The organism is Terribacillus sp. FSL K6-0262, assembly GCF_037977385.1.
Taxonomy (GTDB): domain Bacteria; phylum Bacillota; class Bacilli; order Bacillales; family Amphibacillaceae; genus Terribacillus.
Genome location: NZ_CP150277.1, coordinates 1,223,685 through 1,238,794, shown reverse-complemented (window position 1 = coordinate 1,238,794; position 15,110 = coordinate 1,223,685). Strand labels below are relative to the sequence as shown.

Here is a 15,110-nt window from a genome sequence, read left to right as displayed (position 1 = left end):
TAATCATCCTTCCAGATAGGTCTGCAGTTCATGATCCAAAGAGGCAATCATATCCTTGTTTGCATAGTAGATTTGTTTATTTGAACCGATAAGCCCGGCTGATTTGAGCATTTTCAAATGATGATGAAGAGTGGATTTTGCAGCGGGAAGCTGTTCGGCTAATTCCTGGAGCGCATGTTCCCCCTCCATCAAACGCTTCAATAAATTAAGCCGCGTTGCATCCCCCAATGCTTTATACTTTCTTACAAGCATCGTATCCGGATTATATTTGTTTTCGGGATCGATGCTGCCTGCATGGATTGGATAATAAAACACCTTAGTACCAGGCAAATCAGCGAGGATTGTCCACGGTCTGTAATGGTAATGCGGAATGAAGAGAATGGTGTGGATAGACTCATCCGGTTTATAGCTGGTGCTGTTGGTTACCCATCGAATGAAAGCAAGTTTATCCATTGCCGCTAGTCTTTGTTTTTTTTCGGCGATATCCCGTTTCAACATATCCTCTAATCGCTTTTTGTTCGGCTCAATCACCGATGCGAACCAATTGGTCATAGTCGAGATCAAGTGGTTTTTCAGGAAGGAAATATCTGCTGTCACCATATAATCGATATAATCCGGGAAGAAAGGGTTGTCCGCGGTAACTTCTTGCAGCAAGGCCAAAGAGCTGGCATTTCCCTGGGCAGCCATGGTCCGATGCTTTTCGAATGTGCTGCCGATGTAAGGAAGGCAACGCTCCCGCATTGTCTGTTCAGACATGTCAGAAATTTCACCTATCCACTCTGTCAAGGTACGGACATTGGAATGATGGAGCAATTGAAGCAGTGCTTTCCATGTATTATGCTCATGAACAATTTGTAAATCGTGCTGAAGCGCCGGCGAAAAGCCGTTTTCCGGGTTATCCCACATCTTATCCACATGCTCGAGTGTCCCTTTCAGTGATTTGTTTGTAACTGCGGCTATTCCTAAGGCAGCTTCCCATAATAACGATGTTTCGAACAAAATGGTATAATCATGTTTTGCCTTAAATCCAGTCTGAATTATCTGCATATTCATCACCTCACTGTAATTCTATAATAATAGAATATATAATTCAATAAAAGTAGAATGGAGTGAAAGCATGACTAATCATCATCAAGCATTCGGTGTGTATGCCGTCATACAGAACGACAGCAAACTGCTTGTCATCCATAAAAGCCGCGGTCCATATATCAATCGCTATGACTTACCAGGGGGAAGTCCGGAAAATGGGGAGGGGTTACTGGAAGCTGTCATCCGTGAGGTGAAAGAAGAGACGGGCCTGACCGCGGAAGTTGAAAAACAGATTGGCGTGATTGATTTCAAGCTTCCCTGGCAGTGGAAGCAATTTACCGACTTGCACCATACTGCTGTTTTTTATACAGGGGAGGTAACGGGGCAATTGAAACTTCCTATACAATTTGCGGGGCAGGATGCATCTGCGGCTGAATGGGTTCCCATTGAAAGTCTATCCAGTAAGAACAGCTCGCCTTTGGTCATGCAGGCAATCAAGTGGCTATCTTCATCCGAATTGCCCCTTGAGACTGTTGTCTATCCGCATTGGGAAATTAGGAAGGGAATTTTCGAGTGAGGGGATTAGGAGTTGCTGTATTGCATGGCTGGATTTTGCATGAGATGCTGCCGTCTGTCTCCTGGCAAGCGTCTCCGCGGGGGTGGGAGAAACCAAGCGATCCATCCTTATCCGGTGCGGAGAGGGTTATGGGATGAATTCATCCATAAGCTTGTTCTGGCATATTCAAGCTCCGCTTGCATAGGTTTGAGTACAACAATGTATGTCGAGGTGACGTATGCGTACCATCAGTCTATGCATGATTGTTAAAAATGAGGAAGAGGTATTGGCTGGCTGTCTGGAAAGTGTTAGGGATCTGGTTGATGAAATCGTGATTGTGGATACTGGATCGACTGATCAAACGAAGGCAATCGCAGCAAAGTATACATCACATATCTACGATTTTGACTGGATAGATGATTTTTCGGCTGCCAGGAATTACAGCTTCAGTAAAGCAACCAGTGAGTATATCATGTGGCTAGACGCGGATGATGTGCTGCTGCCGAAGGATCAGCAGGCCTTCCGGGATTTGTGGGGAAATCTGGCGGGAGATGTGGATGTTATTTCGATGTATTATCATACTGCACTGGATGAGAAAGGTCGCCCGTTATATCTTTATCGGCGCAATCGCATTGTGAGGCGCAGCAAAAATTTCCGCTGGCATGGTGCCGTTCATGAATACTTGGAATTCGGCGGCAATATCGTGGCCTCGGAAATATCTATGAGTCTTACATTGCCTCGGGAAGACAGCTGACGCCGCGCGATATGTTTTACTATGCGAACGAGCTGAGAGATCATGGACAATTCGAACGTGCCAAAATCTGGTACACGGGATTCCTTCAATCAGAACAAGGGTGGGTGGAGGATAATATCCGTGCATGTCAATATCTGGCGGAATGCTGCAAAGCAGAAGGAGATATGGAAGGGTATCGGATGCACTTGTTCCGATCATTCCGATATGATCGCCCGCGCCCTGAATTTTGCTGTTTGATCGGGGACCTGCTGACGGAGGAGCGGAATTATGAGGCGGCTGCCTATTGGTATCGGCAGGCTTTGGACTATGAAGGCAAGGAGCTGCCGGGCTTCAGTGTACCTGCTTATACGACATGGTATCCTTATTTGCAGCTGACACTTTGTTATTCCAGACTAGGCTTGCTGAAGGAGGCAAAATCCGCTCATGAAAAAGCTGTGTCTTATCACCCGGATCACCCGAGTATCCTCCATAACACAGCATTCTTTGAGAAGCTTACGCTTTGATTTCCTTTTCCTGCTTCCTGTGTCATAATACGTACTATCAAGGAAAGATATGGAGGATTGGTTGTGGCACTGGATATAATAGCTTGGATTATCATTGCGGTGGCATTCATCGCAAGTTTTGCGGGGATCATCTATCCTGTCATCCCATCGCCGCTTATGCTCTGGATTGGATTTTTGGTTTTTCAGTTCATGCTGAGCGATGGAGATTTATCTGTCTTCTTCTGGATTGCGATGGTCATCCTGACGGTGATTCTGATCATCTCGGATATCATCGCGAACAGTTACTTTGTCAAGAAGTTCGGCGGCAGTAAATGGGGAGAGCGAATTGCGGCAATCGGCGTAATCGTAGGTTCCTTCATCATACCGCCTTTTGGTATCATCATCGTGCCGTTTGTTGCTGTGCTTGTGACGGAGTTGGTTCAAAAAAGGACACCAAGGGAGGCTATCTATTCCTCCATTGGCTCACTGCTTGGTTTCCTTGGCGGATCGATAGCTAAAATCGTCATTCAATTGATCATGATCGTTTGGTTCTTCATAGCAGCCTTCGTATAAAATGGAACAACCAAGGGTGATCTCCATGTGTGAGGTCACTCTTTCCCGTTTATATAGAAATCAAAAACACCCTGCAGGAACAGGGTGTTGGTTTGAGTTTGAGATAATATTGTTTAAGCATATTGTGTTTTCTGCAATTTCATATCGAAGATGTAATAGCCGAATGGAATGACGGATGCGAGTAAGGCAAAGATCGCCCATTTCAATCCCCAGCCGACTTTCAATGTTGTGTAGCCAGTCCAAATCACATACAGGACGAACAGGCCGCCGTGGATGGCACCTATATAGGTGACGAAAATCGGTATATCCATCATGTATTTCAGCGGCATCGCTATGATTAACAGCAAAAGCAAAGAAGTCCCTTCGAGAAATCCGATCGTTCGGAACCATTTCAGTGTCGCTTGCATGAAAGCCCTCCCAGAAACCGTTTGTAAATAGTATAAGCAAGCCAGCCTATCTTTACCACAACTCGGGATAACTTGTCATAACATTGTCAAAATATCATTTCACATCATAGATGGCAGGCCGTCTATCCTGGAAGACCGGAATACGGCTGCGTACGTCGTCCACTTGGCCCAGATCCGCTTCCCCATATAGAATGGTCGCTTCTTCGCCTGCTTCAGCAATTACTTCACCCCACGGCCCGATGATCAGGCTGTGCCCGGCGAATTCATTAGCTGGATCACTTCCTGCGCGATTACAAGCGACTACAAAACATTGATTTTCGATGGCCCTGCTGAGCAGGAGTGCGCGCCAGTGGTCCAGCCGCTGCTTCGGCCACTCAGCGACGACGAATAATACTTGCTGATCATGTATCATATGCGTGCGGATGAATTCCGGAAAACGGATATCATAGCAGATGACCCCGGCCGCTTGCTTGTTTCCGATGGAGAAAGAGGCAGACCTGTCGCCTTGGGTGAGGAACTTCTCTTCATCCATCAGCCGGAATAGATGTGCCTTGTCATATTCATGCAGCAATTCGCCTGCTGGCCCGAAGACAAGCATCGTGTTATGGATGCCTGCTTCCGTTTGCTTGGCGATGGAACCAGCGACGATATATACCTGATGGGCCTTGGCCAGCCTGCTGATGAACCGCTTCGTCGTTTCTCCCTCATCATCGCTGATGGCATCAAGCCTTGTCAGATCATAACCAGTGGTCCAAAGCTCGGGCAGCACAATGACATCAGCATTTTCCTGTGCCTCATTTATCAATGCTTCCATTTTTCCATAATTGGCTTCTGGATCGCCAAAAATGATATCATGCTGAATCAATGCAAGCTTCATTGTGTCACTCCCTGATTTGCCGCAACGAATGTTTCTACACGGTGCATTGCCTCCACTACTCGATCCGAAGAGGAAACATGCATGAAATGAATCGATTCCCCTGGAGCTACTGCGCCGTCTGCGGTGATTTTCATTGCTCTATCAAGATCCCCTTTCACGCCAAGCTCTTTCAATACGGTAGGTAGGCCGAGCTTACGGTAGAATGGCAGCAAAGTGAGAATCTCGTCAAATTTCCCCTCCAACGCAAGCTGGATAAGAATGCCGTAAGCCACTTTATTCCCATGCAGCTGCTCATGTGTTTCTGGCAATCTGGTCAATCCGTTGTGAATGGAATGAGCACCGGCGATACGGCCGTACTCGTCCCCGAATCCGCCTACCATACCGCCTGCCATGATGATGGTTTCCGCAACTCTGAGGAATGAACTGTCTGCTCGCTTATCCTGTAAAGAACAAATCGCTGCATCACCTTCAGCAATAAGGATATCACGGCATAATTTGGCAGCATTGCGAGCGATTTGGACAGCTAGCGGCTGATCGGTCATATTTTCGGTCAGCACATCTGCCTCATACCATTTTGCCAATGTATCGCCAATGCCGGCAATCAGATAAGGTGCTGGTGTCGTGAGCAGCAGCCTTGGCTCGACCAGGAGCATGAATGTACTGCGAGGGAAGATTGTATATTCGACAAAATTGCCTGCCTCATCATAGAAGACGCTAAGGGAAGCCCATGGGGAGCAGTTGGATATGATTGTAGGAATCAATATGACGGGAAGCCCTGCCTCATCAGCAGCGGCTTTGGCGGTATCCAACACTTTTCCGCCGCCTACGCCGATTATGAATTGAGCAGCTTCTCCTGTTGCGATATTTGCTAATCTAGCTGCTTCCGCATGTGTGCATTGACCATTATAGGCAACACGTTTAACCGGCAGATCGATGTGGTCCAGGAATGGAGAAGCGGCTTTCCAGGATGCATCACCGTGAATAAGCAAGCCGTTTGTCCAATTCAATCCTGCAAGCCTTGCGGGAAGGCTGTCCAATATATTTTCTTCGCACGCATAATAGTTTGGTGCACCTTTAATGTTGATCGTCATGCTGTCACCTCATTGATTTTTTATACAAAAAAACTCTTCCAAGCGAAATTGGAAGAGGGAAAGGCCAACGCATCCGTCCCCTTATCCCTCAGCATTTGCTGTTGGAATTAGCACCGTGTGCATTACGCACCGGTTGCCGGGCTTCATCGGGCCAAGTCCCTCCGCCTTCTCTTGATAAGAGTGAGTGAATCATGTATGATTTGTTCATTATTACATTGTATTTCCAAGACTGTCAAGATTGTCAATAGTCAGAATGGATGGATGCAAGGTGACAGGAGAGTGAGTCAAATGGATTTTCCGTTTTCAGATGCGCTGAAACAATTGCCGGAACAGTTTTTTGCCGGCTTGGTACACAAGGTGGGTTTGCTGGAGCAACAGGGGCACGATATCATCAAGCTCGGGCAGGGGAACCCTGATTTGCCGACACCGCAGCATATCGTAGATAAATTGAAAGAAGCCTCTGATAATCCGGCTTATCATAAATATTCACCATTCAGAGGCTTTGATTTTCTTAAACAGGCAGTCTGTGACTTTTATGACCGGGAATACGGCGTGAAACTAGATCCCGAAACAGAAGTGGCCATCATGTTCGGCTCTAAGACAGGTTTGGTGGAGATCAGTCAATGTCTTTTGAATCCGGGTGATTTGGCATTGCTTCCGGATCCGGGGTATCCCGATTATATGTCCGGAATCGAACTTGCACAAGCACGGACATCGCTCATGCCATTGACTGCTGAGAATGGATTCCTGCCTGAGTATGATGCTATTTCTGCGGGTGATCTGGAAGAAGCAAAGCTAATGTTCCTGAATTATCCGAACAACCCGACTGCTGCTACAGCAGATCGGGAGTTCTTCGATAAAACAGTGGAACTGGCAAAGGAACATAAAATTTGTGTCCTGCATGATTTCGCTTATGGTGCACTTGGGTTTGATGGAGAAAAACCGCAGAGCTTCCTGCAATCCGAGGGCAGCAAGGAAGTCGGCATCGAGATGTACACCTTATCCAAAACCTATAATATGGCAGGCTGGCGCATCGCTTTTGCTGTCGGCAATGCTTCCGTGATAGAAAGCCTGAATTTGATTCAAGATCATCTTTATGTGAGCTTGTTCGGAGCCATGCAGGAAGCGGCAGCGTATGCCCTGACGTCAGATCAAACCTGTGTGGAAGAGCTGATTCACACATATGAAGCCAGAAGGGATGCCTTTATCGGCCATTTGCGTGCAATCGGCTGGGATGTACCTGAACCAAAGGGGACTTTCTTTGTTTGGCTGCCTGTTCCGAACGGATTCACATCGGAGGAATTTGCGGATTTGCTGCTTGAAAAGGCCCATGTGGCGGTTGCTCCCGGCAATGGTTTCGGGAAGCATGGTGAAGGATACGTTCGAGCCGGTCTATTGGATACGGAAGAAAGATTGCTGGAGGCTGCAAAGCGAATCGAAAGGCTCGGCATCTTCTCGAAGGCATAGAAAAGAGCCAGTCAAGGGGACTGGCTCTTCTTGGTCAGTTGGTGACTGCACAGCGGTTAGGACCGGATTCGATGTCTGCTGCCTCTGTTTCATCTATGGTTGTGTTTCCTTGATTCGCTTCCCGGATCAGCTGATAGCTATTGGGCTGACGCGCAGGGATGCTGTTTAAAACGGAAGCAGTGAACTCGCTCGAATCTTTCATCTGCAGACGAGGGTTCTTTCGGTATAGATCTTCCATTCGTGCTTGTACCGTTCCATCTGGTCCGATTTCCGAAAGCTCCGAGAAATGGGCAGGCAGGACGATCAAGTCCAGCGACAATAATGGATATTTTTCATATAAGGTGCTGTACAAATCTTGTACCCATTGTTCTGCCTGACCTGCCAGATCCGGGCGTCCGATCGACTCGGTAAAGAGCGTATCCCCGGATAACAGGTATGTGTCATCAACGACAAAACTGATGCTTCCCTCTGTATGACCTGGTGAGGCAACACAGCGAATGCCTTCCTCGGGCTTGCCCAAGGGTATTTTGGTCCCGTCTTGTAACGGGGAAAAGCTGAACTTTGCTTCTTTTCCATCATTGGCAGGGAACCAATAGGTCGCCCCGGTTTCCTCTGCGAGCTTTTGTCCGCCGGATAAATGATCTGCGTGGAGGTGGGTATCCAATACATGTTTGATTTCCCATCCATTCTCCTTTGCGAAAGAAACATAGGCTTCCGTGAATCTGGCCGGGTCCACTACGGCTGCTTCGCCTCCAGAGACGATCATATAGGATAGGCAGCCTTTCCCGATGCGCATAAACTGGTAAATCGATCCGCCATACGTAAGGTCACCGATCTTCGCTGGACTGATTGTTTCTCCCCATGCTTGCATACCGCCGACCACATGGACACCATTATCCATGCCAGCCGACTCTAAAAGAGAGACAGCTGTCTGGGCTGATTTGCCCCGATAGCACATCACATAGACAGGCTCTTGTTCTGGCAGCTGTCTGCGGGCTTTATTCGGGTCAGCTTTGATGTCGGCAAATGGAATGGCGTATCTTTTGACGCTGCCGGCATCAATGGCCCAATCTTGTACATCCGCCGTTTGCCGGATATCCAGCAGATGGACGGTTTCTTTCTTTTTGATTTTTTCTGCCAGCTCTGCTGTGTGCAATGGATTCATGCAATCGTCTCCTTTAGAAATCTTTTTTTATTATAGGAAGGAGTAATTTGACTCCTTTCTTATTGACAGGGAATATCCTGCTGTCAGCAAGCAGATGGCTAGCATAGCCGGCTGTGCCGGCAAGCTGGGTTCCGAAAAGGGCTGTCTCTTGTTCGAAGAATGTCATCAATATGTAGAAATAGATCAGCCCGATCAAGGAATGCGTGTAACTTCTATGAGCAAGGAAGGATGCGATCCCGATATAGCATCCGCTCATGACAACCCATGTATGCCCGGCATACAACCCTGTCAGCAGCACAGCGATGCCGGTGATCAGCAGCATGAACTTCTTATTGATTACGCGGGAGAGAACCATAATTCCTGCTCCGATCGCCAACCCGATATAACGATCTTGGCCAAATAAATTCCACATACTATACAGGATGAGCAATAATCCGATGAAAATTGTAATATTGCGGATAGCTTTGTGTGAAAAAGTGATGCGGTTGGAGAGGATGCCCCCTGTATCCAAATCGGGTACCAAGCTTGCGACTGCTGCTGTACAGGTCATCGTGACGGTGACGGCACCTTCTGCATCCAAGGCGGTTGCGCTGGCGAATCCAGCTCCTGCTCCAATTAATAAATGTGTGATCCCTTTCATTCTAGCTGTGCCTCCAAAAGTTAGTCTTTAAAAGCATACTAGAATCTTTATGTCATGGCTATCCGTATTGCTTAGGATGTGCTTTCTTGCAGGATGGATAATCTTCATTTCCCAAAAATGACCGAAATAGCCCATATCCATCATCCTGCCTTTGTTGTTAATTTATATAGTTACCGAATGCATTGCCTGTGAAACACGATTTTTTCTTATGGACATGGGGGCAGCCGCATTCGTTTGTGATAAAATGAAAGTAATGGTTTCACGTCAGAAAGGAATGGTTACAGGTGGGTAAAACAAAAGTAGGCATCATCTTCGGCGGAAAATCCGCGGAGCATGAAGTATCCTTACAATCAGCAAAAAATATTGCCGATGCAATTGATAAAGATAAATACGATGTTGTCCTGATCGGGATCGACAAAGATGGAAAATGGCAGCTTAATGATAAAGCGGATTATCTGCTGAATGCACATGATCCGAAGCATATTGAATTGAAACCATCCGAGCAAGGCATTGCCGTTGTACCTGGTGTGAAGGAGAGGCAGCTTGTCAGCCCTGGTCAAGGTGCTGTCCTCGATCAAGTGGATGTCATTTTCAGCATCCTTCACGGTACACTCGGGGAGGATGGCAGTATGCAAGGCATGCTGCGCATCGCCAATCTTCCGTATGTCGGCCCGAATGTTCTCAGCTCGGCAGTCTGCATGGATAAGGATATTGCAAAGCGTCTACTGAAGGAAGCGGGCATCCGGGTAGCGAATGGATTCACCTTCAAAAAGCGTCAGCTTGGATCCATTCGATATGAAGAGGTGGCAAAAGTGCTGGGCAGCACAGTATTCATTAAGCCTGCCAATCAAGGATCCTCTGTCGGCGTCAGCAAAGCAAAGACAGAAGAAGAGTTCTACAAAGGATTGGTAGAAGCATTCCGTTATGACACGAAAGTACTTGTGGAGGAAGCCATCGCAGGCCGCGAGATCGAAGTGGCGGTGCTTGGCAATGAAGAGCCGATGGCGTCCTTGCCTGGAGAAATCCTGCCAAAAACGGAATTCTACTCTTATGAGTCCAAGTATATCGACGAATCTGGTGCGGATCTCGCCATCCCGGCCCAGCTTTCCGAGTCTGTCACGGAACAAGTGAGAAAGCTTGCGGTAGAAGTATTCCAGACACTGGATGTCGAGGGACTTGCCCGGGTAGACTTCTTCTTGACAGAGGAAGGGGAATTCGTTGTGAATGAAGTGAACACATTGCCAGGCTTCACAAAAATCAGCATGTATCCGAAGCTATGGGATATCACTGGCATCTCCTATCCGGAGTTGATCGATCGTTTGATCCAGCTTGCCATTGAACGTCATAAACGAGATAACGAACTAAGCAACGCAGCTTTTGAGCAGTTCTGATTACTCGGATTGTAGTTGTTTAACCAAAAAGAAATCCGAACCAGGAATGATTTCCTGGTTCGGATTTTTAATTTTATTCATAAGCCCCCAGACATCCTTCTGTGCCCAGTCCTGTTGTCTCCTTGTAAAAAACAAAGGACTGGTCGATATTCAAGGCTCATGTACTTTGAGTACGTCATTTATGTCCCCTTGCTGGATCATGGATTCATTCTCCACTTAGAAGTGTTCCGGACACGCCTATGGCATGGTTATAGGATTGTTCCTTTTTTAACTCATTGATTACATAATAGATTCCTTTTACAGTCCGAACTATAACATCGTACTACTAGACATAATGGTATTGGCTGCAACGTTTTTTCCTTTCACAAAGCCATTATGCATGAATGTTGTAATCATTTGATTAGTTTTTTAGCGGAGAGACAAATCAGAGCAGCTACGCATATATGAATTTATCTGACTCTAATTCAATAAACTGCGTGTAATACATAGTGACTGTTTTTCTGTAAATAAATCGTAAAATTGATTGTTTTTTACATAAAAATAGTTCGAACGTATCGTATTCGTCGGAATCATAAGTATACTATTGATAGAATTAATTGTAATTAAATTACATATTAGAAACTTATTACTAACAAAATGGTAATTGCAATTGATTCAATAAAAGGCAAATAATCAGACTATATTTTATATTCTGTCATTGTTTGCTGTTCAAGGAGGTGACAATATGAAAAACGTTACAGTTCGTAGAGCAGTAAAAGTTGATGCTACAGCATGGTGGATTATTGTTTGATTTCTTTTAAACAAGCAAAGTCGAGACTTCTTTTATACAGTCTCGGCTTTGCTCTATAAAGCTAAAATTATGGAGGAGATTAATATGATCAATAAGTACGATAGACCTCGAATTAAAGCTATATATCCGCTATATAAACTTAATAAGAATGAGTTTAGAATTGGCGCGCAACTAGGTATCACCGCTGAGCTTGGTGATCCCGATGGTTACCTATGGGAACTGGCTTCGCGTTTAGATGGAAGAAAAGTTGAGGATGTTATAAAAGAGATGGTAGAAATATTTCCGGAGTTATCTGAAGAAGACGTGTTAGAAGGGATCAGTATATTAGATAACGAAGAATTTCTTGAAGAAACTCTTAATGGGCATGAAAGCACTATTCAAGAACGTTACATAGCAAATGTTAATTATTTTAGTAGATACACTGGAACGGATGGTAATAGATATGATTACCAGAAGAAAATTAACGAAACAACAATTCTTCTTTTAGGGCTTGGTGGGGGTGGATCAAACATACTCACTCTGTTATCGGGATTGGGTCCAAAGAAAATCATTATAGTTGATTATGACAATGTAGAAGAGAGTAATTTAGGAAGACAGTTGTTATATAAAGAATCCGATATAGGGTTACCTAAATGTGAGGTGGCTGCAAAGGCAATTTCTGAGATGAATTCTCATATAATAATTGAGGCACATAATAAGAAAATTGAAACGACTGAAGACGTTTTACAGTTTACAGAGGGGGTTGATTTAGTAATCTGTGCTATAGATGAGCCCCCATTTGAAGCACAAAGAACTGTTAATCAGGCCGTAATTAAAGCCAATATCCCTTGTGTTTTCGGGGCTCACCAAGTAAGTCGCGGAAGAGTCTTTACTGTAATACCGGGAAAAACAGGCTGTTTCGATTGTTTGAATCTGCATTTTAGTGTGAATGATCCAAAATTTATAGAGCAATTCGTTGGCTTTAGGAATATAAACTTTGCCCCTCCTTCAATTGCCTATGCACCTGCAATTTATCAATTAACATCTGCCATTGTGGACGAAGCGGTTAGAGTCATAACAGGTTACGCGCAACCAAGAAGTTTAAGCACCCAATATGAAATTAATTTTGAAGACGGGTCTTCCTTTACTCACCCAAGCTGGGATAGATATGATGAGTGTCCAACTTGTGGTAAGGGACGCACAGAGGATTGGGAAATATTTCGTTATTACGAAAGGACCAATAAGGTGTGATTGTTAATGACAATGGAAGGTTGCCTTAAATCCATACAAGGAAGAAAATTGAGGAGTGGAGATTGGATAGTTGTAGCGAGGGATGCAGATCCTCTTGTGGTAAATGAGGAATTAGCTAAATCTTTAATTTATAATAATAGTTCTTTAAAGGATTATGATGAGGAAATAGCGAATATACTTAAAGATAATGACTTCTGTAATTCTTCATCTGATAAAATTAAGTCCCTTCCGGACGAGGAAAATAATTTAAAATGGAATATTAAGAGGATGTTTCTCTTCATAATGGGCGGACTCTCTATATTGTCTGTCGTTATATTAACATTGTTTAATGGAGTGCCTAATGGCAGCATTCTCATTAACAATTCAATCTCCCTGCCACTCAATATATCCCTACTCATAGGTTTCGCTTTGATAACAACTTTAATTCATGAATTGATGCATATCATATTTGCACGGTCTTATAAGCTAAGGACAGGAGGACTTCGATTAAATATTTTGCAAGCCAATGCGACTGTATCCATGACCCATATATGGGTCTGGTCTTTCTTCCCCAGATTAGCAGCTTTATCAGCCGGTTTGATATTTGATTTTTTTCTGCTGTCTTGCTTGTTGATTTTCAATATCTTCATAACAGATTGGATGTTAGCAGCAGCTATTTCAATCTTATGGTTAAGAATTGCTTGGCAATTTAGATTTCATAAGAATTGCGATGGACATTTTATTGTATTGAGTCTATTAGATAATCCAATGCTTGCAGTAGATGAAGGAAATAGCAATGTTGCGAATGTAAGAACATGGTCTATATTGAAAAAAGTGGGTTACGTTGTTAATCTGATCTTAATTGCATACTGGTTTTTACCTTTTCTATGGATGTTATTCTCGAATGTGTATTTTAATTTTTTTGAATGATTCATCAGATTAGATTAAGTAAATGGAGAGTTTGACTATGAAGGATATAAAAGAATCTAAAGGGAGTTTGCAAATTAGCTCTATATCCAAGTCCTATAAAAATGGAAGTGTAAAAGCAAACTGTGATATTTCAGTCGAACTATATGCAGGAGAGATAGTAGCAATTATAGGACATAATGGTGCTGGCAAAACCACGCTATTAAATCAAATCATTGGCATAGTTAAGCCAGATCAAGGTCAGATTGATTATCAAGGTAAATCGTTGATTGATGACACAAAATTTGCTAGAAATCTTGTATCCATGATGCCGCAGTTCCATGCTCCATTATCGGGTGTTACATTACGTCAGTCCATAGAATCAATTTTACATATACGCGGTATTTCCGGTAGTCAGAACAAAGAGTTGAGCAAAGAAATATTAGCAGAATTGAAGGTTGAGCAATGGGCAGACAGACCGGGTGAAAAACTTTCCGGAGGGTTGCAACGGTTGGCTTCGTTTGCCATGGCAGTGATATGCCCTCCGCCTATAATTCTTTTAGATGAGCCAACAAACGACGTAGACCCCGTTAGAAGGAAGTTGGTGTGGAATTATATGAGGAAACTCGCTAATAAAGGTCATATAGTTATTGTGGTTACTCATAATTTACTGGAAGTTGAGCAATACGCTGATCGTTTTTTATTATTTAATCATGGCAAGCTAATTCAAGATGAATTAACCACGGGTCAGCAAAAACAATTTTCAACCAATGTACTTTACGTGGCCGTCAGCGATTGGAATTCATTTTCTGATGCGCCTGAATCACTGAAAACTAGATATATTGAAGAAGAGATGCAAGTTATCTTTGATCTTTCGGCCGAACAAGTACCTGATGCGATTAATTGGGTGCTAAAACAAATTGAGGAAAGAAGAGTCGCTAATTACAGACTTACTTCAGCATCACTGGAAGCGTCATACGGAGGATTGACGGATGGAAATGTATGAAGGTAAATCAATCAGTAAGTACAGTGAGGTGGGACTTAGTATAAGAAAGTTTTGGGGATTGGTTCGTTGGAGCCTTGTGAGACATAAATATCTTCTACCGGTATTCAGTATTGTGCAAGTGGCTTTTGCTTTAGCTATTGTCTATGGTCTTGCGCTGTTGATTCCGGATATAAATGAAACACTAGCTTTATATCTTTCATCAGGGGCAGTTTCACTAGGGGTAATTGCCGTAGGGTGTGTATTGGCTCCACAAATAGTCAGTACTGCAAAACAAGACGGTATTTTTAAATACCAAAGAACATTACCAGTTTCGCGCAGCTCGATAATATTTGCGGATATTATCATCTGGTGTGTTGCATCATTGCCCGGTGTATTTATGGGATGCCTAGCTGCGATGCTTCGATTCGATATCACTCTACATATAACACCTTGGAGCTTTTTGATTATATTGATAGCTCAGGTAACGATGATTTGCATAGGGTTTGCTATTGCCTATACTTTCCCGCCGAACGTTATGGCATTAGTTACACAGTTGATAATGATTGGTGGATTACTATTTTCTCCTATTACTTATCCTATGGATAGATTGCCGGAGTGGACATCTTTCATCCATCAAACACTGCCATTCGTTCCAACAACAAATTTATTACGTTCAACACTATTTGAATTCGGAACATTTTCCGTGACCGATTTGTTTATAGTGTTATTCTGGGGAGCTTTTTCATTTTTTATATCTCTTATTGTACTTTCAAGAAGGGAATGAGTAT

General features: G+C 44.0%; 14 protein-coding genes, 1 pseudogene and 1 riboswitch. Of the genes and pseudogenes, 9 read left to right on the top strand and 6 right to left on the bottom strand.

Annotated elements, in window-relative coordinates:
- Positions 1-3: 3 nt before the first annotated feature.
- The gene (locus tag MHI54_RS06370; RefSeq protein WP_158221582.1) at positions 4-1,047 is read right to left on the bottom strand and encodes a metalloregulator ArsR/SmtB family transcription factor; all 1,044 of its coding nucleotides are present in this window, start codon (positions 1,045-1,047) and stop codon (positions 4-6) included.
- Positions 1,048-1,117: 70 nt separating this feature from the next.
- On the opposite strand from MHI54_RS06370, the gene MHI54_RS06365 reads away from it, so the two are divergent.
- The 3 genes and pseudogenes from MHI54_RS06365 (at position 1,118) to MHI54_RS06355 (ending at position 3,394) form a co-directional block, all read left to right on the top strand.
- Positions 1,118-1,606, top strand: a complete 489-nt coding sequence (locus tag MHI54_RS06365; protein WP_095217020.1) for an NUDIX hydrolase — start codon at positions 1,118-1,120, stop codon at positions 1,604-1,606.
- Positions 1,607-1,823: 217 nt separating this feature from the next.
- Positions 1,824-2,842 (top strand): annotated as a pseudogene (locus tag MHI54_RS06360) (glycosyltransferase family 2 protein).
- 69 nt (positions 2,843-2,911) lie between these two features.
- Positions 2,912-3,394 carry a DUF456 family protein gene (locus MHI54_RS06355; protein WP_095217054.1) on the top strand — a complete coding sequence of 161 codons (483 nt, stop codon included), beginning with the start codon at positions 2,912-2,914 and terminating at the stop codon, positions 3,392-3,394.
- A gap of 113 nt (positions 3,395-3,507) precedes the next feature.
- Here MHI54_RS06355 and MHI54_RS06350 read toward each other — a convergent pair whose 3' ends face one another.
- The 3 genes from MHI54_RS06350 to MHI54_RS06340 all read right to left on the bottom strand — a co-directional run bounded on the left by MHI54_RS06350 (position 3,508) and on the right by MHI54_RS06340 (position 5,769).
- A complete protein-coding gene (locus MHI54_RS06350; protein WP_095217022.1) occupies positions 3,508-3,801 on the bottom strand; it encodes a DUF3817 domain-containing protein in 294 nt (97 codons plus the stop codon).
- A gap of 94 nt (positions 3,802-3,895) precedes the next feature.
- Complete coding sequence (locus MHI54_RS06345) at positions 3,896-4,678, bottom strand: carbon-nitrogen family hydrolase (RefSeq protein WP_095217023.1); 783 nt, start codon at positions 4,676-4,678, stop codon at positions 3,896-3,898.
- On the bottom strand, positions 4,675-5,769 hold the full coding sequence (locus MHI54_RS06340; protein ID WP_095217024.1) for an iron-containing alcohol dehydrogenase family protein: 1,095 nt from the start codon (positions 5,767-5,769) through the stop codon (positions 4,675-4,677). Before MHI54_RS06340 ends, MHI54_RS06345 begins: the two co-directional genes overlap by 4 nt.
- A 78-nt stretch (positions 5,770-5,847) precedes the next feature.
- Positions 5,848-5,950: riboswitch (SAM riboswitch) on the bottom strand.
- Between the two features lie 107 nt (positions 5,951-6,057).
- Between MHI54_RS06340 and MHI54_RS06335 the strand changes: the two genes are divergently transcribed.
- A complete protein-coding gene (locus MHI54_RS06335) occupies positions 6,058-7,236 on the top strand; it encodes a pyridoxal phosphate-dependent aminotransferase (RefSeq protein WP_340082664.1) in 1,179 nt (392 codons plus the stop codon).
- A 34-nt stretch (positions 7,237-7,270) separates the two neighbouring features.
- Here the strand turns inward: MHI54_RS06335 and MHI54_RS06330 are convergent, their stop codons facing one another.
- Together MHI54_RS06330 and MHI54_RS06325 are read right to left on the bottom strand one after the other, a co-directional pair.
- Positions 7,271-8,401: an MBL fold metallo-hydrolase gene (locus MHI54_RS06330; protein WP_340082663.1), complete on the bottom strand. Its 1,131-nt coding sequence runs from the start codon at positions 8,399-8,401 to the stop codon at positions 7,271-7,273.
- Between the two features lie 13 nt (positions 8,402-8,414).
- On the bottom strand, positions 8,415-9,041 hold the full coding sequence (locus MHI54_RS06325; RefSeq protein ID WP_095217027.1) for a metal-dependent hydrolase: 627 nt from the start codon (positions 9,039-9,041) through the stop codon (positions 8,415-8,417).
- Between the two features lie 284 nt (positions 9,042-9,325).
- Between MHI54_RS06325 and ddlA the strand changes: the two genes are divergently transcribed.
- The 5 genes from ddlA to MHI54_RS06300 all read left to right on the top strand — a co-directional run bounded on the left by ddlA (position 9,326) and on the right by MHI54_RS06300 (position 15,106).
- Positions 9,326-10,432 carry a D-alanine--D-alanine ligase gene (gene ddlA / locus MHI54_RS06320; RefSeq protein WP_095217028.1) on the top strand — a complete coding sequence of 369 codons (1,107 nt, stop codon included), beginning with the start codon at positions 9,326-9,328 and terminating at the stop codon, positions 10,430-10,432.
- 874 nt (positions 10,433-11,306) lie between these two features.
- Positions 11,307-12,452: a ThiF family adenylyltransferase gene (locus MHI54_RS06315; RefSeq protein ID WP_095217029.1), complete on the top strand. Its 1,146-nt coding sequence runs from the start codon at positions 11,307-11,309 to the stop codon at positions 12,450-12,452.
- 6 nt (positions 12,453-12,458) lie between these two features.
- On the top strand, positions 12,459-13,361 hold the full coding sequence (locus MHI54_RS06310) for a hypothetical protein (RefSeq protein WP_340082659.1): 903 nt from the start codon (positions 12,459-12,461) through the stop codon (positions 13,359-13,361).
- 37 nt (positions 13,362-13,398) lie between these two features.
- Positions 13,399-14,343, top strand: a complete 945-nt coding sequence (locus MHI54_RS06305) for an ABC transporter ATP-binding protein (protein ID WP_095217031.1) — start codon at positions 13,399-13,401, stop codon at positions 14,341-14,343.
- Positions 14,330-15,106, top strand: a complete 777-nt coding sequence (locus tag MHI54_RS06300) for an ABC transporter permease (RefSeq protein WP_340082658.1) — start codon at positions 14,330-14,332, stop codon at positions 15,104-15,106. The genes MHI54_RS06305 and MHI54_RS06300 overlap by 14 nt, the downstream gene beginning before the upstream one ends.
- Positions 15,107-15,110: the final 4 nt, after the last annotated feature.

Excerpts from the sequence above, each read along its gene's own strand:
- MHI54_RS06350 (WP_095217022.1), bottom strand. The coding sequence starts at position 3,801 with ATGCAAGCGACACTGAAATGGTTCCGAACGATCGGATTTCTCGAAGGG.
- MHI54_RS06335 (WP_340082664.1), top strand. The coding sequence starts at position 6,058 with ATGGATTTTCCGTTTTCAGATGCGCTGAAACAATTGCCGGAACAGTTT.
- MHI54_RS06370 (WP_158221582.1), bottom strand. The coding sequence starts at position 1,047 with ATGCAGATAATTCAGACTGGATTTAAGGCAAAACATGATTATACCATT.
- MHI54_RS06365 (WP_095217020.1), top strand. The coding sequence starts at position 1,118 with ATGACTAATCATCATCAAGCATTCGGTGTGTATGCCGTCATACAGAAC.
- MHI54_RS06325 (WP_095217027.1), bottom strand. The coding sequence starts at position 9,041 with ATGAAAGGGATCACACATTTATTAATTGGAGCAGGAGCTGGATTCGCC.
- MHI54_RS06305 (WP_095217031.1), top strand. The coding sequence starts at position 13,399 with ATGAAGGATATAAAAGAATCTAAAGGGAGTTTGCAAATTAGCTCTATA.
- MHI54_RS06310 (WP_340082659.1), top strand. The coding sequence starts at position 12,459 with ATGACAATGGAAGGTTGCCTTAAATCCATACAAGGAAGAAAATTGAGG.
- MHI54_RS06345 (WP_095217023.1), bottom strand. The coding sequence starts at position 4,678 with ATGAAGCTTGCATTGATTCAGCATGATATCATTTTTGGCGATCCAGAA.
- MHI54_RS06300 (WP_340082658.1), top strand. The coding sequence starts at position 14,330 with ATGGAAATGTATGAAGGTAAATCAATCAGTAAGTACAGTGAGGTGGGA.
- MHI54_RS06315 (WP_095217029.1), top strand. The coding sequence starts at position 11,307 with ATGATCAATAAGTACGATAGACCTCGAATTAAAGCTATATATCCGCTA.
- MHI54_RS06330 (WP_340082663.1), bottom strand. The coding sequence starts at position 8,401 with ATGAATCCATTGCACACAGCAGAGCTGGCAGAAAAAATCAAAAAGAAA.
- MHI54_RS06340 (WP_095217024.1), bottom strand. The coding sequence starts at position 5,769 with ATGACGATCAACATTAAAGGTGCACCAAACTATTATGCGTGCGAAGAA.